Origin of the sequence: Mycobacterium sp. 1081908.1 (genome assembly GCF_001673535.1) — a bacterium.
Taxonomy (GTDB): Bacteria; Actinomycetota; Actinomycetes; order Mycobacteriales; family Mycobacteriaceae; genus Mycobacterium.
The window spans coordinates 1-25,853 of sequence record NZ_LZLY01000057.1 but is presented as its reverse complement, the minus strand read 5'-3'; the positions used below and the strand labels follow the sequence as shown (position 1 = coordinate 25,853).

At 69.0% G+C, this 25,853-nt stretch carries 21 protein-coding genes and 1 pseudogene; 3 read left to right on the top strand and 19 right to left on the bottom strand.

The genetic code is table 11. The features are described from left to right. Positions 1-3 precede the first annotated feature (3 nt). A complete protein-coding gene (locus tag A5655_RS08215) occupies positions 4-852 on the top strand; it encodes a Sir2 family NAD-dependent protein deacetylase (RefSeq protein WP_067007990.1) in 849 nt (282 codons plus the stop codon). Here the strand turns inward: A5655_RS08215 and A5655_RS08210 are convergent. Then, on the bottom strand, positions 849-2,114 hold the full coding sequence (locus A5655_RS08210; protein ID WP_067008117.1) for a cytochrome P450: 1,266 nt from the start codon (positions 2,112-2,114) through the stop codon (positions 849-851). The two genes, A5655_RS08215 and A5655_RS08210, sit on opposite strands and share 4 nt — an antisense overlap. 104 nt (positions 2,115-2,218) lie before the next feature. On the opposite strand from A5655_RS08210, the gene A5655_RS08205 reads away from it, so the two are divergent. Then, positions 2,219-2,869 carry a TetR/AcrR family transcriptional regulator gene (locus A5655_RS08205; RefSeq protein ID WP_067007988.1) on the top strand — a complete coding sequence of 217 codons (651 nt, stop codon included), beginning with the start codon at positions 2,219-2,221 and terminating at the stop codon, positions 2,867-2,869. An 89-nt stretch (positions 2,870-2,958) separates the two neighbouring features. Here the strand turns inward: A5655_RS08205 and proB are convergent, their stop codons facing one another. The 15 genes from proB to clpX form a co-directional block, all read right to left on the bottom strand. Next, positions 2,959-4,062, bottom strand: coding sequence for a glutamate 5-kinase (gene proB / locus A5655_RS08200; RefSeq protein ID WP_067007985.1), 1,104 nt, complete (start codon positions 4,060-4,062; stop codon positions 2,959-2,961). A 46-nt stretch (positions 4,063-4,108) separates the two neighbouring features. Next, entirely contained in the window at positions 4,109-5,551 is a 1,443-nt protein-coding gene (obgE, locus tag A5655_RS08195) for a GTPase ObgE (RefSeq protein ID WP_067007982.1), read from the bottom strand. A 58-nt stretch (positions 5,552-5,609) separates the two neighbouring features. Beyond that, positions 5,610-5,876, bottom strand: a complete 267-nt coding sequence (gene rpmA, locus A5655_RS08190; RefSeq protein WP_067007979.1) for a 50S ribosomal protein L27 — start codon at positions 5,874-5,876, stop codon at positions 5,610-5,612. A gap of 10 nt (positions 5,877-5,886) precedes the next feature. After that, positions 5,887-6,198, bottom strand: coding sequence for a 50S ribosomal protein L21 (rplU, locus tag A5655_RS08185; RefSeq protein WP_067007977.1), 312 nt, complete (start codon positions 6,196-6,198; stop codon positions 5,887-5,889). A 193-nt stretch (positions 6,199-6,391) separates the two neighbouring features. After that, entirely contained in the window at positions 6,392-9,115 is a 2,724-nt protein-coding gene (locus A5655_RS08180; protein WP_067007970.1) for an Rne/Rng family ribonuclease, read from the bottom strand. Positions 9,116-9,418: 303 nt separating this feature from the next. Continuing rightward, positions 9,419-9,829, bottom strand: coding sequence for a nucleoside-diphosphate kinase (gene ndk, locus A5655_RS08175; RefSeq protein WP_067007967.1), 411 nt, complete (start codon positions 9,827-9,829; stop codon positions 9,419-9,421). Positions 9,830-9,858: 29 nt separating this feature from the next. Beyond that, complete coding sequence (locus A5655_RS08170) at positions 9,859-10,215, bottom strand: DUF4233 domain-containing protein (RefSeq protein WP_067007965.1); 357 nt, start codon at positions 10,213-10,215, stop codon at positions 9,859-9,861. After that, positions 10,212-11,633: a folylpolyglutamate synthase/dihydrofolate synthase family protein gene (locus tag A5655_RS08165; RefSeq protein WP_067007962.1), complete on the bottom strand. Its 1,422-nt coding sequence runs from the start codon at positions 11,631-11,633 to the stop codon at positions 10,212-10,214. The genes A5655_RS08170 and A5655_RS08165 overlap by 4 nt, the downstream gene beginning before the upstream one ends. Continuing rightward, positions 11,630-14,281: a valine--tRNA ligase gene (locus A5655_RS08160; protein WP_067007960.1), complete on the bottom strand. Its 2,652-nt coding sequence runs from the start codon at positions 14,279-14,281 to the stop codon at positions 11,630-11,632. The genes A5655_RS08165 and A5655_RS08160 overlap by 4 nt, the downstream gene beginning before the upstream one ends. Before the next feature lie 138 nt (positions 14,282-14,419). After that, the gene (locus A5655_RS08155) at positions 14,420-15,679 is read right to left on the bottom strand and encodes a trans-acting enoyl reductase family protein (RefSeq protein WP_067007958.1); all 1,260 of its coding nucleotides are present in this window, start codon (positions 15,677-15,679) and stop codon (positions 14,420-14,422) included. An 88-nt stretch (positions 15,680-15,767) separates the two neighbouring features. Beyond that, on the bottom strand, positions 15,768-16,382 hold the full coding sequence (locus A5655_RS08150; protein WP_067007956.1) for a transglycosylase family protein: 615 nt from the start codon (positions 16,380-16,382) through the stop codon (positions 15,768-15,770). Positions 16,383-17,305: 923 nt separating this feature from the next. Continuing rightward, positions 17,306-17,899: a molybdenum cofactor guanylyltransferase gene (gene mobA / locus A5655_RS08145; RefSeq protein ID WP_067008114.1), complete on the bottom strand. Its 594-nt coding sequence runs from the start codon at positions 17,897-17,899 to the stop codon at positions 17,306-17,308. A gap of 13 nt (positions 17,900-17,912) precedes the next feature. Next, the gene (locus tag A5655_RS08140; protein ID WP_067007953.1) at positions 17,913-19,001 is read right to left on the bottom strand and encodes a 2-oxoacid:ferredoxin oxidoreductase subunit beta; all 1,089 of its coding nucleotides are present in this window, start codon (positions 18,999-19,001) and stop codon (positions 17,913-17,915) included. Then, positions 18,998-20,962 carry a 2-oxoacid:acceptor oxidoreductase subunit alpha gene (locus A5655_RS08135; protein WP_156764767.1) on the bottom strand — a complete coding sequence of 655 codons (1,965 nt, stop codon included), beginning with the start codon at positions 20,960-20,962 and terminating at the stop codon, positions 18,998-19,000. Before A5655_RS08135 ends, A5655_RS08140 begins: the two co-directional genes overlap by 4 nt. Positions 20,963-21,222: 260 nt before the next feature. Beyond that, on the bottom strand, positions 21,223-22,503 hold the full coding sequence (gene clpX, locus A5655_RS08130; RefSeq protein WP_067007949.1) for an ATP-dependent Clp protease ATP-binding subunit ClpX: 1,281 nt from the start codon (positions 22,501-22,503) through the stop codon (positions 21,223-21,225). A gap of 253 nt (positions 22,504-22,756) precedes the next feature. Between clpX and mmuM the strand changes: the two genes are divergently transcribed. Further along, positions 22,757-23,677: a homocysteine S-methyltransferase gene (mmuM, locus tag A5655_RS08125; protein WP_197508628.1), complete on the top strand. Its 921-nt coding sequence runs from the start codon at positions 22,757-22,759 to the stop codon at positions 23,675-23,677. Positions 23,678-23,696: 19 nt separating this feature from the next. Here the strand turns inward: mmuM and clpP2 are convergent, their stop codons facing one another. From clpP2 to A5655_RS08110, 3 genes and pseudogenes are all read right to left on the bottom strand, one after another. After that, positions 23,697-24,332 carry an ATP-dependent CLP protease proteolytic subunit ClpP2 gene (gene clpP2, locus A5655_RS08120; RefSeq protein ID WP_067007947.1) on the bottom strand — a complete coding sequence of 212 codons (636 nt, stop codon included), beginning with the start codon at positions 24,330-24,332 and terminating at the stop codon, positions 23,697-23,699. Next, positions 24,329-24,919, bottom strand: a complete 591-nt coding sequence (gene clpP1, locus A5655_RS08115) for an ATP-dependent CLP protease proteolytic subunit ClpP1 (RefSeq protein ID WP_066941837.1) — start codon at positions 24,917-24,919, stop codon at positions 24,329-24,331. Before clpP1 ends, clpP2 begins: the two co-directional genes overlap by 4 nt. A 127-nt stretch (positions 24,920-25,046) precedes the next feature. Continuing rightward, positions 25,047-25,853: pseudogene (locus A5655_RS08110) on the bottom strand (trigger factor); the annotation flags it as partial.

Sequence of the window (25,853 nt, the reverse complement as noted above, 5' to 3'; positions counted from 1 at the left end):
CGGGTGACCCCCAGCCGCGCGGAATCGCCGGAACTCGTCGTGCTGCTCGCCGGCCGCCGGGTCGCGGTCCTGACCGGTGCCGGGATGTCCACCGACTCGGGCATCCCCGACTACCGCGGCCCCGATTCGCCGCCGAGCAACCCCATGACCATCGGCCAGTTCACCTCGGATCCGCTGTTCCGGCAGCGGTACTGGGCGCGCAACCACGTCGGGTGGCGGCACATGGACGACACCGCACCCAACGCCGGGCACCGCGCGCTGGCCGCGCTCGAGCGCGCCGCGGTGGTGACCGGGGTGATCACCCAGAACGTCGACCTGCTGCACACCAAGGCCGGCAGCCGAAACGTCGTCAACCTGCACGGCACCTACGCGCGGGTGGTCTGCCTGAGTTGCCGGTACGGGATGAGCCGCGCCGCGCTCGCCGAACAACTCGAGGCGCTCAACCCGGGGTTCGTCGAGCGCGCCGAGGCGGTGGGCGGGCTGGCGGTGGCCCCCGACGCCGACGCCGTCGTCGCCGACACCGCGTCGTTCCGCTACCTCGACTGCCCGCGCTGCGGCGGCATGCTCAAGCCCGACATCGTCTACTTCGGCGAGAGCGTCCCCAAAGACGTTGTCACTAAGGCATATTCGTTGATCGACGAGGCGGACGCGCTACTGGTCGCCGGCTCGTCGCTGACGGTGTTCTCCGGCTACCGGTTCGTGCGCCACGCCGCCGCGCTGGGCATCCCGATCGCCATCGTCAACCGCGGCCCAACCCGCGGCGACGACCTGGCCACCGTGAAGGTCGACGGCGGGTGCTCCGAGCTGTTGACGTTGCTAGTCGACGAGTTGTCCCCGACGGCGGCGCGCTAGAACGTGCACGGCATGCTGCGGACGGCGTGGACAAAGTTGCCCGCCACGTAGGTCGGCTCGCCCGCCTGGATGTCCGGCAACTGGCGCAGCAACTCACCGAACACTGCCCGCAGTTGCGCCCGGGCCACGTGGGCACCGAGGCAGAAGTGCAGCCCGCCCCCGCCAAAGCCGACGTGAGGGTTGGGGTTCCGGCTCAGATCGAAACGCTCCGGATGGTCGAACGCCTCTTCGTCCCGGTTGCCGGACGCGTAAAACATCACCACCTTCTCCCCCGCCGCGATCTTCTGGCCGCCGAGTTCGAAATCCGTTGCCGCCGTGCGGCGGAACGTCATGACCGGAGTGGCCCACCGGACGAACTCCTCGACGGCGGTGCCGATGCGGTTGTCGAAGTCCTCGCGCAGCCAGGCCCGCTGCTCGGGAAAGTCGGTGAGGGCCTTCATCGCGTGGCTGATGGTCTGGCGGGTGGTGTCGTTGCCCGCCACCGAGAGCAACACGAAGAACGCCGCCACGTCGGCGTCGGTCAGCCGGTCCCCGTCCACCTCGGCATTCACCAGGCTGCTGAACAGGTCGTCGCCGGGATGCTCGCGGCGCTCGGCGGCCAGCGTGCCGGCGACCTGATGCACATACGTCTGGTTCTCGAACAGCACCCCCATGGGGTGCCGACCCTCGAGGTAGGCGGGGTCGGCCCAGGACACCATGGCGTCGGTGGCGTGTGCCATGCGCTGCCGCTCGGATTCCGGGATCCCGACCATGTCCGACAGCGTGCGGATGGGCAGCTCCTTGGCGCAGAGGTCGACGAAATCGGCGCCGCTGCCCGCGGCCCGGAGCTCTTCGACGATGGTTTTTGCGTTCGCCTGGATCGATTCCTCGATGCGGCGGACCTGCCTGGGGGTGAAGGCGGCGTGGGCGAGCTTGCGCAGCTTGGTGTGCCGCGGCGGATCCATCGCCAGGAAGGACTGCGACGCCTCGAGCAACTCCACCGGGATGTTCTCGAACATCACGCCGTTGCCGGACAGGAACACCTCGTTGCTGCGGCTCACCGTGACGATGTCCGCGCGACGGGTGACCGCCCAGTAGCCCGGATCCGCCGGATCGGGCATGAGCGCGTCCTCGACCGGGGGATGCCAGCTCACCGGGCGCTCGGCCCGCAGCACCGCGAAGGAGCGCTCCCGGTCCGCCGCGGTGGTGGACCAGAACGCGCGCGACGACAGGTCGATCGGGTCGTACGCACGGCTGCTAGAGACCCCGCTCGCCACTGTCATCGTCGGCCCTCCGTCGCCTATGACCCCCATCACACGTTGGGAACGACAATATGCCTAGACACTATGTCTAGTCAACCTGTTGAGCCCCGGGTTATGCTGGGCGAATGCCGTCGGTCACCCGAAAACCGCAGGCCAACCGCGAGCGCGGGCGGCAGCAGCGACGCGAGGACATGGAACGCCGGTTGCTGGACGCCACCGAGCGGCTGATGCGCGACGGCGCCAGTTTCACCGAGCTCAGCGTGGACCGGCTGTCGAGCGAGGCCGGCATCTCGCGCGCGAGCTTCTACATCTACTTCGAGGACAAGGGCCACCTGCTGCGCCGGCTGGCCGGCCAGGTGTTCGCCGACCTCGCCGACAGCGCGGACCGCTGGTGGAGCATGGCCTGGCGGCACGACCCCGACGACGTCCGCGCGGCCATGGCCGGAATCATCGGAAACTACCGGCGCCACCAACCGGTGCTCGTCGCGCTGAACGAAATGGCCGGCTACGACGCCGTGGTCGGGGCGACCTACCGAAATCTGCTGACCGCGATCACCGGCCGGGTGACCCGCGTCATCGAGGACGGCCAGGCCGACGGCTCGATCCGCCCCGAGCTGCCCCCCACCGCCACGGCCAGCGCATTGACCTGGATGGTCGAGCGCGCCTGCCAGCAGAACCTTCCGACGGCTCCCGGGAGCTTCGACGCCGAACTGGCCGGGTCCCTGGCTCAAATCATCTGGGGCGCGCTGTATCTCGAGCCGATACCGCCGCGCTGACCCGCGACTGTGACGAAAGCAATATCGTTAGTGGCCGCATCCCGAATCGGCCGCATGGCAGGACAACAGCAGCCCGCTCAGTTAGCCCGCTACACCGCGACCAGGTCGTCGGCGTGCACCGCCGGCCGGCGCAGCTCACCGGGCAACTCGGAGGTCGACCGGCCCATCATGGTGGCCAGTTCCGTCGCGTCGTAGGCGACCACGCCACGCGCCACCATGGTCGCGTCCGGCCCGCGCAGTTCGACGACGTCCCCGGCATAGAACCGGCCCGAGACCATGGTGATGCCGGCGGCCAGCAGCGAGCGGCGTTGCCCCACCACCGCGCGCACCGCGCCCTCGTCCAGCGTCAGCGAACCGGCCGCCTCGGCGGCGTAACGCACCCAGAAGCGGCGGGCCGACATCCGAATCGGCCGGGGCGCGAACACCGTTCCGCCCGACGCGTCGCTGAGCGCGGTCGCGGCGTCGGTCGCCGCGGCCAGCAGCACCGGGACGCCGGCGTCGGCCGCCAGCAGCGCCGATGACATCTTCGACGCCATCCCGCCGGTGCCCAGGTCGCTGCCCGGCCCGGCGACCACGCCGTCCAGGTCCGCCGCGCCGGACACCTCGGGGATGAACCTGGCGCCCTTGGTCTTCCGCGGATCCGAGTCGTAGAGTCCGTCGATGTCGGAGAGCAGCACCAGCGCCTCGGCGCCGACCAGGTGGGCCACCAGCGCCGAGAGCCGGTCGTTGTCGCCGAACCGGATCTCGTTGGTGGCCACCGTGTCGTTTTCGTTGACGATCGCCACGGCATGCAGCGCGCGCAGCCGATCCAGCGTGCGCTGGGCGTTGGTGTGTGAGGCGCGCACCGAAATGTCGTGCGCCGTCAGCAGCACCTGCCCGACCGTGCGGCCATAGCGGGCGAACGCCGCGCTCCACGAGTTGACCAGCGCGACCTGGCCGACGCTGGCCGCGGCCTGCTTGGTCGCCAAATCCTTTGGGCGACGGGACAGTCCGAGCGGCTCGATGCCCGCGGCGATGGCGCCCGACGACACGATGACGACGTCGGTGCCGGCCTTCATCCGCGCCTCGATGGCGTCGGCCAGTCCGGCCAGCCGGCCGGCGTCGAACACCCCGGACGGCGTGGTCAGCGCGTTGGTCCCGACCTTGACCACGAGACTGCGCGCGGTTCGGATGGTTTCGCGAGGCCTAGTCAATGGCGCCGCTCCTCCTCATCGCTTCGCTCTGCATCGTCGCCGGCGCTCATTCTTCGTCACCGTGTTGGCGGCGCTGGCGCCGGGCGGCCTTGCGCTCGGCGGCCCCGATTCGTTCGGTGCGTTCCAGCCGCGCGTCGGTGCCGCGGCCGGACAACGCAACATGTTCTCCCGCAGGCGTTTGCGGCTCCCAGTCGAACGTCATCTCCCCGATGGTCACGGCGCAGCCCGGTTTCGCGCCGAGCTTCAGCAGCTCCTCCTCGACACCGAGGCGCGCGAGGCGGTCGGCGAGATAACCCACCGCTTCGTCGTTGTCGAAGTTGGTCTGGCCGACCCACCGCTCGGGCCGCGCGCCGGTGACGACGAACCCACCCTGCCCGTCCGGCTCGACCGTGAAGCCGCTGTCGTCGACGGGCAGCGGACGGATCACCGGGCGGCGCGGCACGATCTGGGGCCGCGCGGCGTTGTACTCCGAGATCATCTGCCAGAGCCCAAAGACCAAGGGCTGCAGCCCAACATGGCTCACCGTCGACACCAGGAACACCGGCCAGCCACGCTCGGCGATCTCGTCGCGGACGAACTCGGCAAGCTCGCGCGCCTCGGGCACGTCGATCTTGTTGAGCACCACCGCCCGTGGCCGCTCAGCCAGATCGCCCAGTGCCGCGTCGCCCTGCAGCGTCGGGGTGTACGCGGCGAGTTCCGCTTCCAGCGCGTCGATGTCCGAGATCGGGTCGCGACCCGGTTCCGCGGTGGCGCAGTCCACCACGTGTACCAGCACCGCGCATCGCTCGATGTGGCGGAGGAATTCCAGGCCCAGGCCGCGCCCCTCGGACGCGCCGGGGATCAGCCCGGGAACGTCGGCGACGGTGAAGGTGTGCTCGCCCGCCGAGACGACACCGAGGTTGGGCACCAGCGTGGTGAACGGGTAGTCGGCGATCTTCGGTTTGGCCGCGGAAATCGCGGACACCAGCGAGGATTTCCCCGCCGAGGGAAACCCGATCAGGCCGACGTCGGCGACCGTCTTGAGCTCCAGCGTCAGGTCGCGGGCCTGGCCCGGCTCGCCGAGCAGGGCAAAGCCGGGGGCCTTGCGGGCGCGCGATGCCAAGGCGGCGTTGCCGAGGCCGCCGCGGCCACCGGCGGCTGCCTCGAAGCGGGTGCCGGCTCCCACCAGGTCGGCGAGCAGGCGGCCGCGTTCGTCCAGGACGACGGTGCCGTCGGGGACCTTGACTTCCAGGTCCGCGCCGGCGGCGCCGTCGCGGTTGTTGCCCATGCCCTGTTTGCCCGAGGGCGCGGTGACGTGCGGATGAAAGTGGAAGTCCAGCAGGGTGTGCACCTGCGGATCGACGACCAGGACGATGCTGCCGCCGCGGCCCCCGTTGCCACCGTCGGGCCCGCCGAGCGGCTTGAACTTTTCGCGGTGGACCGACGCGCAGCCGTTACCGCCGGAACCCGCGCGCGCGTGGATGACGACGCGATCGACAAACCGGGGCATCGAGGGTCCTCTCAACTACCGCGGGCGCCGATGCGGGCCGGAGCCCGGGCGTAGCCGCCTAGTCGGCGGTCTGCCCGGCCGCGACGATGCTGACGGTCTTGCGTCCGCGCTTGGTCCCGAACTCGACGGCCCCGGATTCCTTGGCGAACAACGTGTCGTCGCCGCCGCGCCCGACGTTGACGCCGGGATGAAATTTGGTGCCGCGCTGGCGGACGATGATCTCGCCGGCCTTGACGACCTGGCCGCCGAACCGCTTCACGCCCAGCCGCTGCGCGGCGGAGTCGCGGCCGTTGCGCGAGCTGGAAGCGCCCTTCTTGTGTGCCATGTGGTCCTCGCTACTTGATCCCGGTGACCTTCAGGACCGTCAGCTGCTGACGGTGGCCCTGACGCTTGTGGTAGCCGGTCTTGTTCTTGAACTTGTGGATGCGGATCTTGGGGCCCTTGGTGTGCTCGAGCACCTCGCCGGTCACCGCGACCTTGGCCAGCGCGGCGGCGTCGCTGGTGACCTTGGCGCCGTCGACCACCAGGGCGACGGGCAGCGTCACGTTCGAACCCGGCTCGGAGTCGAGCTTCTCGACCTTGACGACGTCTCCGACGGCGACTTTGTACTGCTTGCCGCCGGTCTTGACGATTGCGTACGTCGCCATCGTTGCTCCTGCCTCTTTCTCGCTTCGCGCGCGTAGCCACCTGCGGTGCGCGTGGTGGGTGCTTGGCGCGGGCCCATATGTCCCGCTCGCCGGCCGAACCCTCGTCGCTCGGCCTGACGACAACTGTCCAAGGGTACGTGACCAGCGGCTACAGGGTCAAACCGGCCCGCGTAACCGCTCGCGGTGGCCCAGGTCAGTCCACGTGGATCGGCGGGCCGGCCGGCCTGCCAGCCGCGCGGCGACGGCGCGGACGGCCGAACGCCGGTCCGGCGTCGCCGGCCGTCCGGGCGTCCTCGCCGTCCTCGGAGTCGTCGTCGAGGTCGTCGTCGTCCTCGTCATCCTCGTCGTCATCGTCGTCGTCCAGGTCGAGGTCCTCGTCATCGAGGTCGTCGTCATCGTCGTCGAGGTCGTCCTCGTCCTCGTCGTCGCTGTCGTCCCCGTTGTCCTCGAAGTCCTCCGGCTCGGTGTCCGCCGGGACCGCGGTAGCGGGCTCCTCGGTTTCGGTTTCGACCTGGGCGGTGAGTTCCTCGCCGGACTCTTCGGGTTCCTCGTCACCCTGGCCGGCCGATTCCGACGGCCCGGACGCGCCCGCCGCCATCGCCTTGAACATGGGGTGTTCCCCGGGGGCGTGGGCCGGCAGCACCTTGGCCACGGTGGGCTCCTCGGTCCCCTTCTTCTTCGACCGCCTGCCCCGACGGCCACCGGATTCGGACTTGCGCCCGTTCGACGGGGCGGAATCCACGGGATCGCTGTGCAGCAGCAGGCCGCGCCCGCCGCAGTTGGGGCACGACGACGAGAAGGCCTCGATGAGCCCGGTTCCCAGCCGCTTGCGGGTCAGCTGGACCAGGCCCAGGGACGTCACCTCGGAAACCTGGTGGCGCGTGCGGTCGCGGGCGAGCGACTCGGTCAGCCGGCGCAACACCAGGTCTCGGTTGGACTCCAGCACCATGTCGATGAAGTCGATGACCACGATGCCGCCGATGTCGCGCAGCCGCAGCTGGCGCACGATCTCCTCGGCGGCCTCCAGGTTGTTCTTGGTGACGGTCTGCTCGAGGTTGCCCCCGGATCCGGTGAACTTGCCGGTGTTGACGTCGACGACCGTCATCGCCTCGGTCCGGTCGATCACCAGCGTGCCGCCCGACGGCAGCCACACCTTGCGTTCCATCGCCTTGGCGAGCTGCTCGTCGATGCGGTGCACCGCGAACACGTCCGGCCCGCTCCCGTCGTCCGGCCCGGTGGCCGGCTCGTACTTGGTGAGCTTCGAAACCAGTTCCGGCGCAACGGAATTCACGTACTCGTTGATTGTGTTCCAGGCCTCGTCGCCGGAGACGATCAGGCCGGCGAAGTCCTCGTTGAACAGGTCGCGGATGACCTTGACCAACACGTCGGGCTCTTCGTAGAGCGACACCGCCGCGCCGGCCGCCTTCTGTTTGGTCTCGACGGCCTTGGCCTCGATCTGTTCCCAACGTTCCTGTAGGCGGGTGACGTCCTTGCGGATGTCCTCCTCTTTGACGCCCTCGGACGCGGTGCGGATGATCACCCCGGCATCGGACGGCACCACCTCGCGCAGGATCTCCTTGAGCCGCTGGCGTTCGGTGTCGGGCAGCTTGCGGCTGATCCCGGTCGACGACGCGCCCGGCACGTAGACCAGGTAGCGGCCGGCCAGTGAGACCTGGGTGGTCAGCCGGGCGCCCTTGTGGCCGACCGGGTCCTTGCTGACCTGCACGACGACGTAATCGCCGGGTTTGAGGGCCTGTTCGATCTTGCGGTCGGACCCGCCCAGCCCCGCGGCCTCCCAGTTGACCTCCCCGGCGTAGAGCACGCCGTTGCGGCCGCGGCCGATGTCGACGAAGGCCGCCTCCATCGAAGGCAGCACGTTCTGCACGATCCCGAGGTAGATGTTGCCGACCAACGAGGCGGAGGCGGCGGAGGTCACGAAGTGCTCGACGACGATGCCGTCTTCCAGCACCGCGATCTGGGTGTAGCGCGCGCCGGGGTGCGGCGGCTCGGTGCGGACCCGGTCGCGCACCACCATCATCCGTTCGACGGCCTCGCGGCGCGCCAGGAACTCGGCCTCGCTCAGCACCGGCGGGCGGCGCCGGCCGGCGTCCCGCCCGTCGCGGCGGCGTTGCCGCTTGGCCTCCAGCCGGGTGGAGCCGTCGATGCCCTTGATCTCGGCGTTCGAGCTGCCGTTGTCGCTGCCGTTCTTGCCGCTGCGCGGCGGGCGCTCGTGCACCACGGTGTTCGGCGGGTCGTCGGGCGACGGACCCTCGTCGCCGTCGTCACCGGCCCCCGACTTACGCCGCCGCCGCCTGCGGCGGCGCCGGCTGGCGGCCTCCGCGGACTCGTTCTCGTCGTCGCCGGCGTCGGAGTCGTCCTCGTCGGTGTCGTCGGAGTCGTCCTCGTCGGCGTCCTGGCCGTCGGGGCCGCCCTGTTCGCCGCGGCCGCGGCCACGCCCCCGGCGGCCGCGCCGCCGCCGTCGGTTGGCGGGCCGGTCGGCCTGATCGTCGTCATCGGTGTCGGAGTCGTCGGAGTCGGCGGCCGAATCATCCGCGTCGGTGTCGCGGTCGCCGCCGGTCTCGACCGGCTGCGGCGCCACGAACAGCGGCATGTAATCCCTTCCCGCGCTTGCGGTTCCGAGCAGCAGCGGTTGTTGCGCGGCGGGCGCGCTGCTGAACCCCGGGATGTTCGGCAGGGGTTGGGCGAAGAGCAGTTCACGCACTTTGAGTGCATCCTCACGGTCCACGCCGGAGTGCACGTTGCGGTCCCGCCCGTCGATCGCGTTGAGCGCCGCCAGCACTTCTTTGTTGGTGCTGCCCAGCGCGCGTGCCAGCTGGTGGACTCTCAGGCGGTCCGGCAGGTCCTCATTCGGGGCCGGCTCTCGTGACGAGTCTGTGGGTGGTGCGCTGTCTACCACGTATTCTCCTTTAGCCCCCGGGCGCGTCGTTTCGACGCGGCCACGCGAGGGCTTCGCTATAGGCCCGGGTCGCTTCTCCCAGGCTTGTGATGGTCTCGCCCCGAGCGGCTCAGGGAGAACTCACTCGGCGCCGTACTGAATGTAGGCCTGACATGCGGCGCAACATCGCGGGATCGCGATGGTCGCGCTTGTCTAAGTCTTCATTCGGGTGTCCGACACCGGTCCGGCGACGTTCACCCGCTGTCAGTATCCCACATCACTTCCAGTGCCCCGTCGCGCCTGATCCGCGCGGGTCAGCAAACGCTAGATTCCGGGAAACCAGAGCGCGATCTCGCGCTTGGCCGAATCGGCCGAATCGGACCCGTGCACCAGGTTGAACTGCGTCTCCAGCCCGAAATCCCCCCGAATCGTGCCGGGCGTGGCCTTGCCCACCGGGTCGGTACCGCCCGCGACCTGCCGAAACGCCGCAATCGCGCGCGGCCCCTCCACGATCGCCGCCACCACCGGACCCGAGGTGATGAACTCCAGCAACGATCCGAAGAACGGCTTGCCTTCGTGCTCGGCGTAATGCTGGCCGGCCAGCTCCTCGCTGACGTGCCGGAGCTCCAGCGCCGCGATGGCGAGGCCTTTCCGCTCGATGCGGCCGATGATCTCGCCGATCAGATGCCGCTCGACGGCGTCCGGCTTGATCAGTACCAGGGTCCGTTCGGTCACGGCGGACAGCGTACAGAACGGATTGCCGGTTAGCTTCGCGGCGACTGACGGCGCCGGACCTCGGCCCGGAAGTATGCGATCAACGCCCACAACCCGGTGAACAGCACGCCGATGAATCCCACCCCCGGATAGACCGCGAAACCGGCGAGCAGAACCACCTGCACGCCCAGGTTCACCCAGATCGCCCAGGGCCTGCGCTGCAGCCCGGCGAGCAGGATCAGCACCACGGCCAGGCCGATCAGATAGGCCAGCGACGCGGCGTTCAGGCCGCCGCCGACGGCGCCCACCACCGGGATCGCCAGCAGCACCACGATCGCCTCCAGGATCAGCGTCGCGGCCATCACGCCGCCGAAGCTCTTCCAGGGGTCCGGGCTCGGCGCGGTCATGCGGGATCACGACCGAACAGGGTCCGCGCGGCCCCGGCGGTGACGACCGAGCCGGTGACGACGATTCCGGTGCCGGCGGCCTCCCCGTCGACCGCCGCCTCGTCGACCAGGGCGGTCGCGACGTCGATCGCATCGCGCAGGTTGTCGGCGGTCACCACGCGTTCGGGTCCGAACCGCTCGCGCGCGGCCAGCTCCAGCGACTCGACGTCCAGCGCCCGCGGCGAGCCGTTGTGGGTGACCACAACGGAGTCGAACGCCGGCTCTAGCGCGGCGAGGATTCCGTCGACGTCCTTGTCGGCCATGATGCTGAGCACCCCGACCAGGAATCGGAAGTCGAACTCGCCGGCCAGCGTGTCGGCGAGCGCCGCCGCGCCCGCGGGATTGTGGGCGGCGTCGATGAATACCGTTGGCGCGCTGCGCATCCGCTCGAGCCGGCCGGGACTGGTGACGGCTGCGAAACCGGCCCGGACGGCGTCGACATCGAGCTGTCGCTGCGCGCCCGCCCCGAAGAAGGCCTCGACCGCCGCGAGCGCCACCACCGCGTTGTGGGCCTGGTGTTCGCCGTGCAGCGGCAGGTAGACGTCCGAGTACACCCCGCCCAGGCCCTGCAGCTGCAACACCTGCCCGCCGATCGCGACCTGGCGGCCCAACACCGCGAACTCCGAGTCCTCGCGGGCCACCGCGGCGTCGGCGCGCACCGTTTGTGCCAGCAGCGCCTCCATGGCCTCCGGCGCCTGGCGCGCGATGACGGCGACGGTGTCCGGGGCGCCGTCGGGCGCCCGGTGGATGATCCCGGCCTTCTCGCCGGCGATCCCGGCGAGGTCGCCGCCGAGGTATTCCACGTGGTCGATGCCGATGGGGGTGACCACGGCGACCGGCGCGTTGATCACGTTGGTCGCGTCCCAACGGCCGCCCATGCCCACCTCGACCACCGCCACGTCGACCGGCGCGTCGGCGAACGCGGCGAACGCCATCGCGGTGAGCACCTCGAACTTGCTCATCGCCGGACCGCCGTCCGCCTGCGACTGCGCGTCGACCAGCTGGACGAACGGCTCGATCTCGCGGTACGTCTCCACGTACCGGGCCGGGGTGATCGGCAGGCCGTCGATCGCGATGCGCTCGACCGCCGATTGCAGGTGGGGGCTGGTGGTCCGGCCGGTGCGCCGCTGCAGCGCGGTCACCAGTGCGTCGACCATGCGCGCCACCGAGGTCTTGCCGTTGGTGCCCGCGATGTGGATCGACGGGTACCCGAGCTGCGGTGACCCCAGCAGGTCCATCAGGGCGGTGATCCGGGTCAGGCTGGGCTCGATCTTGGTTTCCGGCCAGCGTTGATCCAGCAGATGCTCGACCTGCAGTAGCGACGCGATCTCATCCGGTGTGGGAGCAGCGCTCAGGGCCCGCTCGGGCGGCTCACTCATTGCAGCGCGGCCAGCCTCGCGTTGATCCGGTCGCTTTCCTCCTGGGCGACGCGCTGGCGGTCGCGGATCTTGGCGACGACTTGTTCGGGCGCCTTGGCCAGGAAGTCCGCGTTGCCCAGTTTGGCGGCCGTGGACGCCAGCTCCTTTTGCGCCGCGGCCAGATCCTTTTCCAGGCGCCGGCGCTCGGCGGCGACGTCGATGGTGCCCGACGTGTCGAGTTCGACGACGACGGTGCCGCCGGACAGGCGCACCTCCACGGACGCCGACGGCTGAAAAGCCTGATCCGGCGCGGTGAGCCAGGCCAGCGACGTCACCGCCGCCACCTGCCCGCTCAGGTCGGAGGCTTCCACGCCGGCCAGCCGCGCGGGCACCTTCTGCCGGTCGGCCAGGCCCTGGTCGCTGCGAAACCGGCGGACCTCGGTGACGAGTCGCTGCATGTCGGCGATCCGTTGCGCGGCAACGGGATCCAGGGTGATGCCCGACGTTTTGGGCCACTCGGCGATCACCAGCGACTCCTCGCCGGTCAGGGCCTGCCACAGGGCCTCGGTCAGGAAGGGAATCACCGGATGCAGCAACCGCAGCAACGTGTCGAGCACCGCGGCCAGCACCGCGGTGGTGTGGGCGAGCCCCTCGGCGAGCTGGGTCTTGGCCAGTTCGACGTACCAGTCGCAGAATTCGTCCCACGCGAAGTGGTACAGCGATTCGCAGGCGCGGCTGAACTCGTACCCGTCGAAGGCCGAATCGACCTCGGCGCGAACCTCTTCCAGCCGCCCGAGGATCCAGCGGTCGGCGTCGGTCAGCGCGGCCTGGGCCGGCAGCGGGGCCAGCGCCGCGCCGTTCAGCAGCGCGAAGCGGGTGGCGTTGAACAGCTTGGTGCCGAAGTTGCGCGAGGCCCGGACCGCATCCTCGCCGACGGACAGGTCACCGCCGGGGCTGGCGCCGCGGGCCAGCGCGAACCGCAGCGCGTCGGCCCCGAACGCCTCCATCCAGTCCAGCGGGTCGACGACGTTACCCTTGGACTTGCTCATCTTGCGGCCGAACTCGTCGCGGATCAGCCCGTGCAGGAAAATGTCGGTGAACGGCACCTGCGGGCCGCGCCGGCCGCCGAGCGTGATCGCGTCGTCGCCGCCGACGAAGGTGCCGAACATCATCATCCGCGCGACCCAGAAGAACAGGATGTCGTAGCCGGTGACCAGAACGCTGGTGGGATAGAACTTTTCCAGCTCGGGCGTCTCCGCCGGCCAACCCAGCGTGGAGAACGGCCACAGCGCGGACGAGAACCAGGTGTCCAGCACGTCGGGATCCTGCTCCCAGCCCTCCGGCGCCGCCTCGTCGGGACCGACGCACACCTGCTCGCCGTCGGGCCCGTACCAGATCGGGATGCGGTGACCCCACCACAGCTGCCGCGAGATGCACCAGTCGTGCATGTCGTCGACCCAGGCGAACCAGCGCGGCTCCAGGCTGGCCGGGTGAATCACGGTGTCCCCGTTGCGAACCGCGTCGCCCGCGGCCTTGGCCAGCGACTCCACCCGCACCCACCACTGCAGCGACAGCCGCGGCTCGATCGGCTCGCCGCTGCGCTCCGAATGCCCGACGCTGTGCAGGTAGGGCCGTTTCTCCTCGACGACCCGGCCCTGCGCCGCCAGCGCTTCGCGCACCGCGACCCGCGCCACAAAGCGGTCCATCCCGTCGAATTGCGTTCCGGTGTCGGTGATCCGGCCCTTGGTGTCCATGATCGAGATCATCGGCAGCTCGTGCCGGAGCCCGATCTCGAAGTCGTTGGGGTCGTGCGCGGGCGTGACTTTGACCGCGCCCGTGCCGAATTCGGGGTCGACGTGCTCGTCGGCGACGATGAGCAGCGGACGGTCCACGAAGGGATGCGGCAGGCTGGTGCCGACCAGGTGGCGGTAGCGCTCGTCGTCGGGATGGACCGCGATCGCGGTATCGCCCAGCATCGTCTCCACGCGTGTGGTGGCGACCACGATGTGCGGTTGCGCGTCGTCGAGCGAGCCGTACCGGAACGACACCAGCTCGCCCTCGACGTCGACGTAGTTCACCTCCAGGTCCGAGATCGCCGTCTCGAGCACCGGCGACCAGTTCACCAGCCGCTCGGCCCGGTAGATGAGCCCCGCGTCGTAGAGCCGCTTGAAGATGGTGCGCACCGCGCGGGACAGGCCCTCGTCCATGGTGAAGCGGTCGCGGCTCCAGTCCACGCCGTCGCCGAGCCGGCGCATCTGGCCGCCGATGGCGCCGCCGGACTCCCGCTTCCAGTCCCACACCTTGTCGACGAACAGCTCCCGGCCGAAGTCCTCCTTGGTCTTGCCGTCGACCGCGAGCTGCTTTTCCACCACGCTCTGCGTCGCGATGCCCGCGTGGTCCATGCCCGGCTGCCACAGCACCTCATAGCCCTGCATGCGCTTGCGCCGGGTCAGGGCGTCCATCATGGTGTGTTCCAGCGCGTGGCCCATGTGCAGGCTGCCGGTCACGTTGGGCGGCGGCAGCACGATCGAGTAGGCGGGCTTGGTGCTGCTCGCGTCAGCCGTGAAGTAGCCCGCGTCCAGCCACTTCTGGTAGATCGCGTCCTCCATCGCGGCCGGATCCCACGACTTGGGGAGCTGGTCGGCGGCGGGGTGGGGGGTGGCGGTCACCGGTCAATTCTAGGGATCCGCGGAGGCCCGCAAGTAAGCGGTCGAATCCGGCTTGGCGGCGCCCAGACTGCAGCTACGCACACCCTCGTCGGCGCGTCGTGTGCGTGGTTGCAGTGTCGCGAGCCGATGTGGCCGGCGTCACCCGGCCAGCCGGTCGACCCGCAGCGACACGTCGGCAGCCGGGAAACGCGCCAGCAGCGCATCCCCCATCGCGGCCGCGGGCGTCAACACGCCGAGCAGATCGGTGAGTTTGTCGCGGTCCAGCGCGAGCGCCAGGCCGCACTCCCCCAGCAGCACCGAGGTCGCCTTGTAGCCCGGGTCTCCCCGCTGCTCCATGCGCGCCACGTAACGGGCGCCGGTGGTCGTGGTGGTGTAGGTCTCGATCCGGTAATACCCGCGCTCGCGGGCCGCCTCGCTCGGACCGGTGCCTGGCTTGGGGACGACGCGCTCCACCAAGCGCCGCGGCAGGAAGCGGAAGTAGCGGCTGCCCAGCCCGAAGGTGGCGTTGCCGACGCCGGTGACGACGGCCGAAGCCACCGGCGCGAGGGCCGACGACCCGACACTCATGTTCTCGTCGTAGCGGAACCGCCGGCCGTACGCCCAGTCCAGCAGCGCGTTGCTGCGCCGCACGATGCGGGTGTTGTAGGGCGCCATCATGAATCCCGCGGTCCACAGGCCGGACAGTTCCGGCGCGAGGTCGCGACCGCGATGCAACGGCAGGTCGGGCTGGCGGCCGAGTTCGGGTTCCGCGCCACGATCGGAGCTCAGCGTGTAGGGGTCGTTCAGCTGGCGGCGCGCCTCGGGGTCGCTGGAGGCGGTGTCCAGGACTTCCAGCAGCGACGCGATGGTGCCGCCGGACAGGCCGCCGGCGAAGGAGCGCACCACCAGGTGGGTATCGCCCAGCTCCCCGGCGCCGTCGCGCTGCGCCGCCCGGTACAGCGCGTACACGCTCAAATCCGAGGGGACCGAGTCGAAGCCGCAGGCGTGCACGATGCGGGCACCGGTGTCGGCGGCCTGCTTGTGGTGCAGATCGATGCTTTCGCGCACGAACATTGCCTCACCCGTCAGGTCGGCGTAGTCGGTGCCCGCCGCCGCGCACGCGGCCACCAGCGGCAGCCCGTAGCGGGTGTAGGGCCCGACCGTCGTGACGACGACCCGCGCCCGGGCGGCCATCTCGTCCAGCGTCGACGGCGACGCAGCATCGGCGGTCAGAACGGGCCAGTCCCGGGCCGATTCGCTCAGGGTGTCGCGGACGGCGCGTAGCCGGTCCGGCGACCTGCCGGCCAGCGCGATCCGGGCGCCTGCTCCGGCGCGCGCCAGGTAGTCGGCGGTGAGCTTGCCCACGAAGCCGGTCGCCCCGTACAGGACGACGTCGAATTCGCGCGGCGTTGCGGTCACCGGGCCGACGCTACCCGACCAAACCCCCTAAACAAGTAGTGCCGGACCCGAGGGCCCGGCACTACTTGTACCTCTACTAAGGCGAAGGTCAGCCGCGGCGACCGCAGACCGGCCAGGCGCCGATGCCCTGCGAATGCAGCACGTTCTCGGCCACCCGGATCTGCTCCTCACGGCTGGCGTTGGCCGGTGACCCCGAGCCGCCGTTGGCGTGCCAGGTGCTCGAGGTGAACTGCAGACCACCGGAGAAGCCGTTACCCGTGCTGATGCCCCAGTTGCCACCCGACTCGCACTGGGCGATCGCGTCCCAGTTCACGCTGTACGCCCTGTGAACCGGCGGAGGGGGCGGGGCGTCCGGCGCGGGCGGCGGCGGAACGTTCGGGTCGAAGCCGACCGGAGCCGGCGGCGGGGCGTCCGGCGCCGGGGGCGGCGGCGGAACGTTCGGGTCGAAGGCCGCCGGGGCCGGCGCGGGAGGCATGTCAACGGGCGCCAGGGCGTCCGGGACCGCCGCGGGCGGCGGAACGTTGGGGTCGAAGGCCGCCGGCGCCGCGGCGTCCGGGGCCGGGGGCGGAGGTGCGTCGGGGGCCCCGATGGGGGGAACGTTCGGGTCAAAGCCCATCGGTTCCGCGGTGGCGGTGGCGGAGGGCACCGTCACCAGGGTGCCGGAGATCGCGGCGAGGATGAGCGTCTTGCGGACGTTCTTCAAATTTCTTCCTTTCGCGGTGCGCGCGCGCCAAAGCAGACCCACCGCGGTGGGTCGAGGTGCTTGGTTGGTGCCGAAAAGGTGCTCTGGGACGTGCCGTCTCGTTCAGGCACGACAGCGGCGGGCGCTCGATTGCCCGGCGGGGTACAACCCCGGGCCGCGGCGCTTCCATGTCGGCCGCAGCCCCGCTCACACGCGGGTCCGTGATTCAATTTTTCGATTACTTTTCGTTTGACCCGTTTCGGGCTACCAGGGACCGTACGAAACCCGGCCGCATTCGTCATCTCGGGAAAAGAGATATCTCGGTTGGGTAACGGACCGATCACACCGCGATCGCGGAATCATTTCTGCAGGTCAGTCGCGCGTTTCCGCAACGTGCCCATCCGTCGGAATCGCAATCGAACCGTGAGCCGAATCACGCCGTTTTTGTGAGCTGGCCCACGTGTTTGCCGGTGCCGCGGGCGAGCCGGGGGCGCGCACTGGCGCCAGGGCGGGTGGCGTTGAACTGGCGGAGGATACAACAAGATACGCGACTTCGCTTCCGACACGCCGATGCAGACGAGCGAGACAGTCGCCTTACGAAAGCTTGAGTGCTACAACGTATTTGGTAATCTAAGACCAATTCGCAACCGTCCCAGCCTCTTTCGATCGACCTTGCGTTCGGCCGACGCGCCGTGCAGCTCCGGGCGCAATTTGCCGGCCTGCCCGCGAATTTCCGGAGCGACCGCGTGCATCGTTGATCGGTAGGGTGACCGAAAACCACTCTGCGCCAAGACAGTTCGAAGGTCCGGCGAGGTACGCCATCCGCAGATAACGATGAACGAGCCGATAATAAACCGCAATTTTTTTCAAACAATGGCGGATTCGCGCCAAAAATAAATGAAATAGCGCTTCGGTCACCAATTAAATGGCGGCAGCGCTTTCCGTCAGACGCGCGTCTGCGTCGCCGCGCGCAGCTCGGCGTCGGTGTTGACATTCGTCAGCGGACGCGAATCCGGCAGCACGATCTGCTGGGCATCCGAGGCGTCGATCAGGGCGCTCATTCTGCGCTCGCCGGCGGCGACCAGCGCGTCGATCCGATCGGCGAGGTCGGTGCGGTACACCGCGGCCAGATAGTGGCTGCGGCCGTCCCACGGCAATACCACCTCGGCGTCGGTCTCGGTGGCGAGGTGCATCAGGTCGTCGATGAGTTCGGCGCTCAGCAGCGGCATGTCGACGGCGCAGACGAATGCGTGCCGGGCGCCGGACTCGGCGGCCGCGCGCAGTCCGCGCCCGGTCGCCGGCAGCGGTCCCAGCCCCCGCACCTCGTCGCGCACGACGCGAGCCTGCAGCGACGGCAACGGCTGCCCCGGGGCGGCCATCACGAACACCGGCTCGCAGCGCTGCGAGACGACGCCGACGACGTACTCGGCGAGCGTGCCGGTTCCGCCGGGCCCGGGCAGGGTGGCCTTGTCGCGGCCCATGCGCCGCGACTCACCTCCAGCGACTATCACCCCGGCCAGTGACACTGTGTCGGGCATCTGGTCGGCCACGTCAGTCGACGGTCCAGGTGTCGCGCCCGCGCAGCAGCGATTGCAGCGCGGCGGAGTCGAACGGCTTGGACGCCTGGGCGGCCTGGACCTGAGAGCGCGCCGCGTCGTCGTAGGTGGGCCGGCTGATGTTGCGGAAGATGCCCAGCACCGTGTGGTCGAGGTTCTGGTCCGAAAGCCGGGACAGCGCGAACGCGTAGGTCGAGTCGTCGGTGTGCGCGTCGTGCACGACGATCTCGTCGGCGCGCACGTCGGCGGTCTTGGCCACCTCCAGGCTGAAGCCCGACTTCACCACGCAGTATTCGCCGTTGGCGCCGAACACGATCGGGTCGCCGTGGTGGACGTTGATCACCCGCTCTTCGGCGCCCTCCTTGCGCAGCGCGTCGAAGGAGCCGTCGTTGAAAATCGGGCAGTCCTGCAGGATTTCGACGACGGCGGCGCCCCGGTGCTCGGCGGCCGCGCGCAGCACCTCGGTCAGCCCGGCGCGGTCGGAGTCCAGCGCGCGCCCGACGAACGTCGCCTCGGCGCCCAACGCCAGCGACACCGGGTTGAACGGCTGATCGAGCGAACCCATCGGCGTCGACTTGGTGACCTTGCCGACCTCCGACGTCGGCGAGTACTGGCCCTTGGTCAGCCCGTAGATCCGGTTGTTGAACAGCAGGATGGTGATGTTGACGTTGCGGCGCAGCGCGTGAATCAGGTGGTTGCCGCCGATCGACAGCGCGTCGCCGTCGCCGGTGACCACCCACACGGAGAGGTCCTCGCGGGCCAGCGCCAGACCGGTCGCGATGGCCGGCGCGCGGCCGTGGATCGAGTGGAACCCATAGGTCTCGAGGTAGTACGGAAAGCGGCTGGAGCAGCCGATGCCGCTGATGAAGACGATGTTCTCGCGGCGCAACCCCAGGTCGGGCAGGAAGTTGCGGATCGTGTTGAGGATGACGTAGTCACCGCAACCCGGGCACCAGCGCACCTCCTGGTCGCTGGTGAAGTCCTTGGCCTTCTGCGGCTGGTCCTCGGCGGACACCCGGGGGACCCCGTCGTTCTTGGTCAACCTGGGGCTTACCCCGAGGTCCGTGCCAATCAGGTCGGTCATTCGCTAGCTCCCGCTCCAACCGTTGCTGCCGCCAGTCTGGCGACCATCTTCTTGTCCTGCTCGATTTCGGCCAGCGTGCCGCCCAGCGCGGCGCGGATCAGGCGCCCGATCTCGTCGGCGAGGAAGGCGACGCCCTGAACCTTGGTGACGGACAGCACGTCGACCAGGTATTTGCCGCGCAGGATCAGCGCCAGCTGGCCCAGGTTCATCTCCGGGCACACCACCATCGGGTAGCGCCGCAGCACGTCGCCCAGGTTCGCCGGGAAGGGGCTGAGGTGGCGCAGGTGGGCGTGTGCGACCTTGATGCCCTTGCGCCGCGCGCGGCGGCAGGCCTCGCCGATCGGCCCGTACGAGCTGCCCCACCCGATCAGCAGCAGCTCGGCGTCCCCGCTCGGATCGTCGACTTCCAGGTCGGGCACGGCGATGCCGTCGATCTTGGCCTGGCGAATCCGGACCATGAGGTCGTGGTTGACCGGCTCATAGGAGATGTTGCCGGAGCCGTTCGCCGCTTCCAGTCCACCGATGCGGTGCTCGAGCCCGGGGGTCCCGGGGACGGCGAACTGACGCGCGAGCGTCTCCGGGTCGCGGTTGTACGGCTGGAAGGGCTCGTCGGGTTTGGCGAAGGCGTGCGTGATCGGCTCCAGCGAGCCGACGTCCGGGATCCGCCACGGTTCCGAGCCGTTGGCGATCGCGCCGTCGGACAACACGATCACCGGGGTGTGGTAGGACACCGCGATGCGCACCGCCTCGATGGCGGTGTCGAAGCAGTCGGACGGCGAACGCGGCGCGACCACCGCCACCGGGGACTCCCCGTTGCGGCCGTACAGCGCCTGCAGCAGGTCGGCCTGCTCGGTCTTGGTGGGCAGCCCGGTCGACGGTCCGCCGCGCTGAACGTCGATGACCAGCAGCGGCAGCTCGGTCATCACGCCGAGGCCCAGCGCCTCGGACTTGAGCGAGATGCCCGGCCCGGACGTGCTGGTGACGCCGAGGGCGCCGCCGTAGGAGGCGCCGATCGCCGCGCAGATGCCGCCGATCTCGTCCTCGGCCTGGAACGTGATCACGTTGAAGTTCTTGTGCTTGGACAGCTCGTGCAGGATGTCCGACGCCGGCGTGATCGGGTAGCTGCCGAGCACCACCTGGATGCCGGCCAGCTGACCTGCCGTCACGATGCCGTAGGCCAGCGCGGTGTTGCCGGAGATCTGGCGGTATTCGCCCGACGGCAGCGACGCCCGGGAGACCTCGTAGGTGGTGCCGAACGCCTCGGTGGTTTCGCCGTAGTTCCAGCCCGCCTTGAGCGCGAGCACGTTGGCCTCCGCGATGTCCGGCTTGCGGGCGAACTTCTCGCGGATGAATTTCTCGCTGGCCTCGATCGGCCGCCCGTACATCCACGACAACAGGCCGAGCGCGAACATGTTCTTGGCGCGCTGGCCGTCCTTCTTCGACGCGCCGATCGATTCGACGGCCCCCAGCGTCAGCGTCGTCATCGCGACCGAGTGCACGACGTACTCTTCCAGCTCGTCGGTCTCCAGCGGGTTCGTGACGTAGCCGACTTTGGTCAGGTTGCGCTTGGTGAACTCGTCGGAGTTCGCGATCACCATGCCGCCGCGCGGCAGGTCGCCGATGTTGGCCTTGAGCGCCGCCGGGTTCATCGCGACCAGGACGTCGGGGCGGTCGCCGGCGGTCAGGATGTCGTAATCGGCGATCTGAATCTGGAAGGACGAAACCCCGGGCAATGTGCCTGCGGGGGCGCGGATCTCGGCGGGATAGTTCGGCTGGGTCGCGAGGTCGTTCCCGAAGAGGGCCGCCTCGGAGGTGAACCGGTCGCCGGTCAGCTGCATGCCATCGCCGGAGTCGCCGGCGAATCGAATGACAACTTGTTCTATGCGCTTGCGATCCGACGACCCATTCCCAGAGGAGCCACTGTGAGAATCAGACGCGGCTCCGTTGCCGTTCGGATCCACGTATCCGCCTTCCAATCGTTATCCGGATAGGCACTGCGCCGGAGCTTTAGGTTACGCGCCGTTGAGGCGCTCCCTGGCCCTTGAGCTTGTGTGTCACTGGTAGTACCAATTATGGCACTTCTTTAAGGGGTGTATGAGCGTCTCGAAAGCATTGCATGCGGCGGATTTACGGCTAAACACCGAAGTCAGCGTGGGCTACTGGTGCGTAGACATCAAAACTGTGGTATTGGTCACGTCCGCCGCACGGACGCGCGGAGGTGCTAGGCGCTCTTGTCGCGGCGTTCGCTGCGCGACGGCTTGCGCGGCACGATCGTCGGCAGCACGTTGTCCTGCACCGTCTCCTTGGTCACCACGACCTTGGCGACGTCGTCGCGGCTCGGGATGTCGTACATCACCGGCAGCAGGACCTCTTCCATGATCGCCCGCAGGCCGCGGGCGCCGGTGCCGCGGTGGATCGCCTGGTCGGCGATCGCCTCCAGCGCGTCGTCGGTGAACTCCAGTTCCACGCCGTCCATTTCGAACAGGCGCGTGTACTGCTTGACCAACGCGTTCTTCGGCTCGGACAGGATCTTGACCAACGACTCCATGTCCAGGTTGGTGACCGAGGCGACCACCGGGAGCCGCCCGATGAACTCGGGGATCAAGCCGAACTTGATCAGGTCCTCGGGCATGACGTCGGCGAAGTGATCGGTGGTGTCGATCTCGGCCTTCGAGCGCACCTCGGCGCCGAAGCCCAACCCGCGCTTGCCGACCCGCTCGTAGATGATCTTCTCCAGGCCGGCAAACGCACCCGCGACGATGAACAGCACGTTGGTGGTGTCGATCTGGATGAACTCCTGGTGCGGGTGCTTGCGGCCGCCCTGCGGGGGAACCGACGCCTGGGTGCCCTCCAGGATCTTCAGCAGCGCCTGCTGCACGCCCTCGCCGGAGACGTCGCGCGTGATCGACGGGTTCTCGCTCTTGCGGGCGATCTTGTCGACCTCGTCGATGTAGATGATGCCGGTCTCGGCGCGCTTGACGTCGTAGTCGGCGGCCTGGATGAGCTTGAGCAAGATGTTCTCGACGTCCTCGCCGACGTAACCGGCCTCGGTGAGCGCCGTGGCATCGGCGATGGCGAACGGGACGTTGAGCATCTTGGCCAGCGTCTGGGCCAGGTAGGTCTTGCCGCAGCCGGTGGGGCCGAGCATCAAGATGTTGGACTTGGTCAGCTCCACGGGCTCCGCGCGCGAGTCGCGGCCCTTCTCCCCCGCCTGAATCCGCTTGTAGTGGTTGTAGACGGCGACGGCCAGGGTCCGCTTCGCGGTGTCCTGCCCGATGACGTATCCCTCCAGGAATTCCCGGATCTCGGCGGGCTTGGGCAGTTCGTCGAGCTTGACGTCGTCGGCGTCGGCGAGTTCCTCTTCGATGATCTCGTTGCAGAGGTCTATGCACTCATCGCAGATGTACACACCGGGGCCAGCAATGAGTTTCTTGACCTGTTTTTGGCTCTTCCCGCAGAACGAGCACTTAAGCAGGTCACCGCCGTCTCCGATGCGCGCCATGGTGCTGAGGGCCTACTTCCTGTTCGCCGTCGTCGTGCTATGCCGCATGTATTCCCCGACGCTACCCGCTTGCTCGGGCCCCTCGCGACCATTACCGCCGAATCGCGTCGTTGGTATTCATGTCGTATGTCTGCATGAAACATATAGGCAGACGGTGCCCCCCACTCGCCGAGACGCGCAATCCGTGTTTTTGGCGTGTCGCGCTCGTTACCCGATCGAGTCCAGTGGGCTGGCACCACCCTACAGTTAGCGAGTGGGATTGGCTTTCGGTTTTGGAGGGCCAACCGAGTCCGTACTGATCAGCGACGGCGGCCTGGCCACCGAGCTGGAGGCGCGCGGGCACGACCTGTCGGACCCGCTGTGGTCGGCCCGGCTGCTCGCGGACGCCCCGCAGGAGATCGCCGCCGTGCACGCCGCGTTCTTCCGCGCCGGCGCCGCGATCGCGACGACGGCCAGCTATCAGGCGTCGTTCGACGGGTTCGCCGCCCGCGGAATCGACCGGACCGAAGCCGCCGGCCTGCTGCGCCGCAGCGTCGAGCTGGCGAAGGCCGCGCGCGACGAAGCCGGCGCGGCCGGGCTGATCGTCGCCGCCTCCGTCGGCCCCTACGGCGCGGCGCTGGCCGACGGCTCCGAATATCGCGGGCGCTACGGCCTATCCGTCGCCGACCTGAGGCGGTGGCATCGGCCCCGCCTGGAGATCCTGGCCGCCGCTGGAGCCGACGTGTTGGCGTGCGAGACGGTGCCCGATGTCGACGAGGCCGAGGCGCTGGTCGATCTGGTCCGCACGGTCGGTGTACCGGCATGGCTCAGCTACACCATCGACGGGACGACGACCCGCGCCGGGCAACCGCTGGCCGAGGCGTTCGCGGTGGCCGCCGGGGTGCCGGAGATCGTGGCGGTCGGCGTCAACTGCTGCGCGCCCGACGACGTGCTGCCCGCGATCGGGCTGGCCCGCGCCGCCGGCAAGCCGGTGGTCGTCTACCCCAATAGCGGCGAGCACTGGGATGGCCGCGCGTGGACGGGACCCGTTCGGTTCTCGCCGGAATCGGCCGCCCAGTGGGTCGCGGCCGGCGCGCGCATCGTCGGCGGCTGCTGCCGGGTGCGGCCGTCGCACATCGCCGAGGTTCGCCGAGCGTGTCGTCAGGGCGAAAAATCTGCCGAAAACTCGCCCTGAGAGCACGCTCGGCGAAACGTCAGGCCGTCTGCGCGGAAAGCTTCCGGTACTCCAGGACGGTGTCGATGATCCCGTAGTCCTTGGCCTCTTCGGCGGTCAGGATCTTGTCCCGGTCGGTGTCCTTGCGGATGACCGACGCGTCCTTGCCGGTGTGGCGGGCCAGCGTGGTCTCCATCAGCGTGCGCATCCGCTCGATCTCGGCGGCCTGGATCTCCAGGTCGGAGAACTGGCCCTGGATCACGCCGGACAGCGACGGCTGGTGGATCAGCACGCGCGCGTTGGGCAGCGCCATGCGCTTGCCCGGCGTCCCGGCGGCCAGCAGCACCGCTGCCGCCGACGCGGCCTGGCCCAGGCACACGGTCTGGATGTCGGCGCGCACGTACTGCATCGTGTCGTAAATCGCCATCAGCGAGGTGAACCCGCCGCCGGGCGAGTTGATGTACATGGTGATGTCGCGGTCCGGGTCCAGCGACTCCAGCACCAGCAGCTGCGCCATGATGTCGTTCGCCGAGGCGTCGTCGACCTGGACGCCGAGAAAGATGATGCGCTCCTCGAACAGCTTGTTGTACGGGTTCGACTCCTTGACGCCGAAGCTGGAGTGCTCGATGAACGACGGCAGGATGTACCGCGCCTGGGGCTGGGTTTCAGGATTCACTGGGCTTCTCCGTTGGTGATGTGAGCGGCGCGGGTGATGATGTGGTCGACGAAGCCGTATTCGAGGGCTTCCTGGGCGGTGAACCAGCGGTCGCGGTCGGAGTCGGCCTCGATGCGCTCGATCGGCTGGCCGGTGAACTCCGCGTTGAGCCGGAACATCTCCTTCTTGATGACGGCGAACTGCTCGGCCTGGATGGCGATGTCGGCCGCGCTGCCGGTGACCCCGCCGAGCGGCTGGTGCATCAGGATGCGCGCGTGCGGGAGCGCGTAGCGCTTGCCCTTGGTGCCCGCCGCCAACAGGAACTCCCCCATCGATGCGGCCATGCCCATCGCGTAGGTGGCGATGTCGCAGGGCGCGAGGACCATGGTGTCGTAGATCGCCATCCCGGCGCTGATCGATCCACCCGGCGAGTTGATGTAGAGGGAGATGTCCTTGGTGGCGTCCTCGGCGGCGAGCAACAGGATCTGCGCGCACAGCCGATTGGCGATTTCGTCGCTCACCTCTGAGCCAAGGAAGATGATGCGCTCGGAGAGCAAGCGCTCATAGACCGAGTCCGTGAGGTTGAGACCCTGCGAGTTCGAACGCATGTCAGTCACGACTGGGTTACCTGCTTTCTCGAGTTCTTCTCTGTTCCGACCCTAACCAACCAAGCCCACCGTGTGCCGGTCACGCGCCCCCTGAAATGGGCGCGTTCGCTCACAGCGTCATCGCGGGTCACTTCGCCTCGTCGTCGGCCTCATCGGTTTCGTCGGAGTCCTCATCCGGCTCGTCCGCCTCGGCCTCGTCGGTCTCGTCGGCCTCGTCGGCATCCGCGCGCTTGCCGAAGAACTCGCTCGTGTCGACGGCGTTGCCGTCGGTGTCGGTGATCGTCGCCGCCTCCACCGCGGCCGCGACGGCCAGCCCGCGGCGGACGTCGGCAAACATGGCCGGCAACTGGTTGTTCTCCTGCAGATAGGCGAACAGCTGCTGCGGTTCGATGCCGTACTGCCGGGAGGTCATCACGAGCCGCTCGGTCAGGTCCTCCTGCCCGACCTGGATTTCCAGCTCGTCGGCCAGCGCGTCCAACAACAGCTGCCTCTTGAGGTCCGACTCGGCGGCGTTCTGCGCGTCGACCTCGAACTGCTGGCGCGACTTGCCCTGCTCGCGCAGCGCCTCGGCGAACTTGGCCTCGTCGTGCTCGAAGCTGTGCAGCGCGTTGTGCACGGCGCTGTCGACCTGGGACCGCACGATCGCCTCGGGCAGCGGCACCTCGACCTGCTCGAGGATCGCGTCGATCGTGGCGTCGCGGATCTGCTCCGCCTGCTGGGCGCGCTTGACCCGGGCCACCTGGTCGCGCAGGTTGGACCGCAGCTCGTCGATGGTGTCGAACTCGCTGGCCAATTGGGCGAACTCGTCGTCGGGCTCGGGCAGTTCGCGTTCCTTGATCGACCTGACGGTGACGGTGACCTGCGCGTCCTTGCCGGCGTGCTCCCCGGTCGCCAGTTGGGCGGTGAATTCCTTGGACTCGTCGACGGACAGGCC

Excerpts from the sequence above, each read along its gene's own strand:
- rpmA (WP_067007979.1), bottom strand. The coding sequence starts at position 5,876 with ATGGCACACAAGAAGGGCGCTTCCAGCTCGCGCAACGGCCGCGACTCC.
- obgE (WP_067007982.1), bottom strand. The coding sequence starts at position 5,551 with ATGCCCCGGTTTGTCGATCGCGTCGTCATCCACGCGCGCGCGGGTTCC.
- clpX (WP_067007949.1), bottom strand. The coding sequence starts at position 22,503 with ATGGCGCGCATCGGAGACGGCGGTGACCTGCTTAAGTGCTCGTTCTGC.
- A5655_RS08165 (WP_067007962.1), bottom strand. The coding sequence starts at position 11,633 with ATGAGTGAGCCGCCCGAGCGGGCCCTGAGCGCTGCTCCCACACCGGAT.
- A5655_RS08205 (WP_067007988.1), top strand. The coding sequence starts at position 2,219 with ATGCCGTCGGTCACCCGAAAACCGCAGGCCAACCGCGAGCGCGGGCGG.
- A5655_RS08170 (WP_067007965.1), bottom strand. The coding sequence starts at position 10,215 with ATGACCGCGCCGAGCCCGGACCCCTGGAAGAGCTTCGGCGGCGTGATG.
- rplU (WP_067007977.1), bottom strand. The coding sequence starts at position 6,198 with ATGGCGACGTACGCAATCGTCAAGACCGGCGGCAAGCAGTACAAAGTC.
- mobA (WP_067008114.1), bottom strand. The coding sequence starts at position 17,899 with ATGCCCGACACAGTGTCACTGGCCGGGGTGATAGTCGCTGGAGGTGAG.
- clpP1 (WP_066941837.1), bottom strand. The coding sequence starts at position 24,919 with ATGCGTTCGAACTCGCAGGGTCTCAACCTCACGGACTCGGTCTATGAG.
- A5655_RS08140 (WP_067007953.1), bottom strand. The coding sequence starts at position 19,001 with ATGACCGACCTGATTGGCACGGACCTCGGGGTAAGCCCCAGGTTGACC.
- A5655_RS08210 (WP_067008117.1), bottom strand. The coding sequence starts at position 2,114 with ATGACAGTGGCGAGCGGGGTCTCTAGCAGCCGTGCGTACGACCCGATC.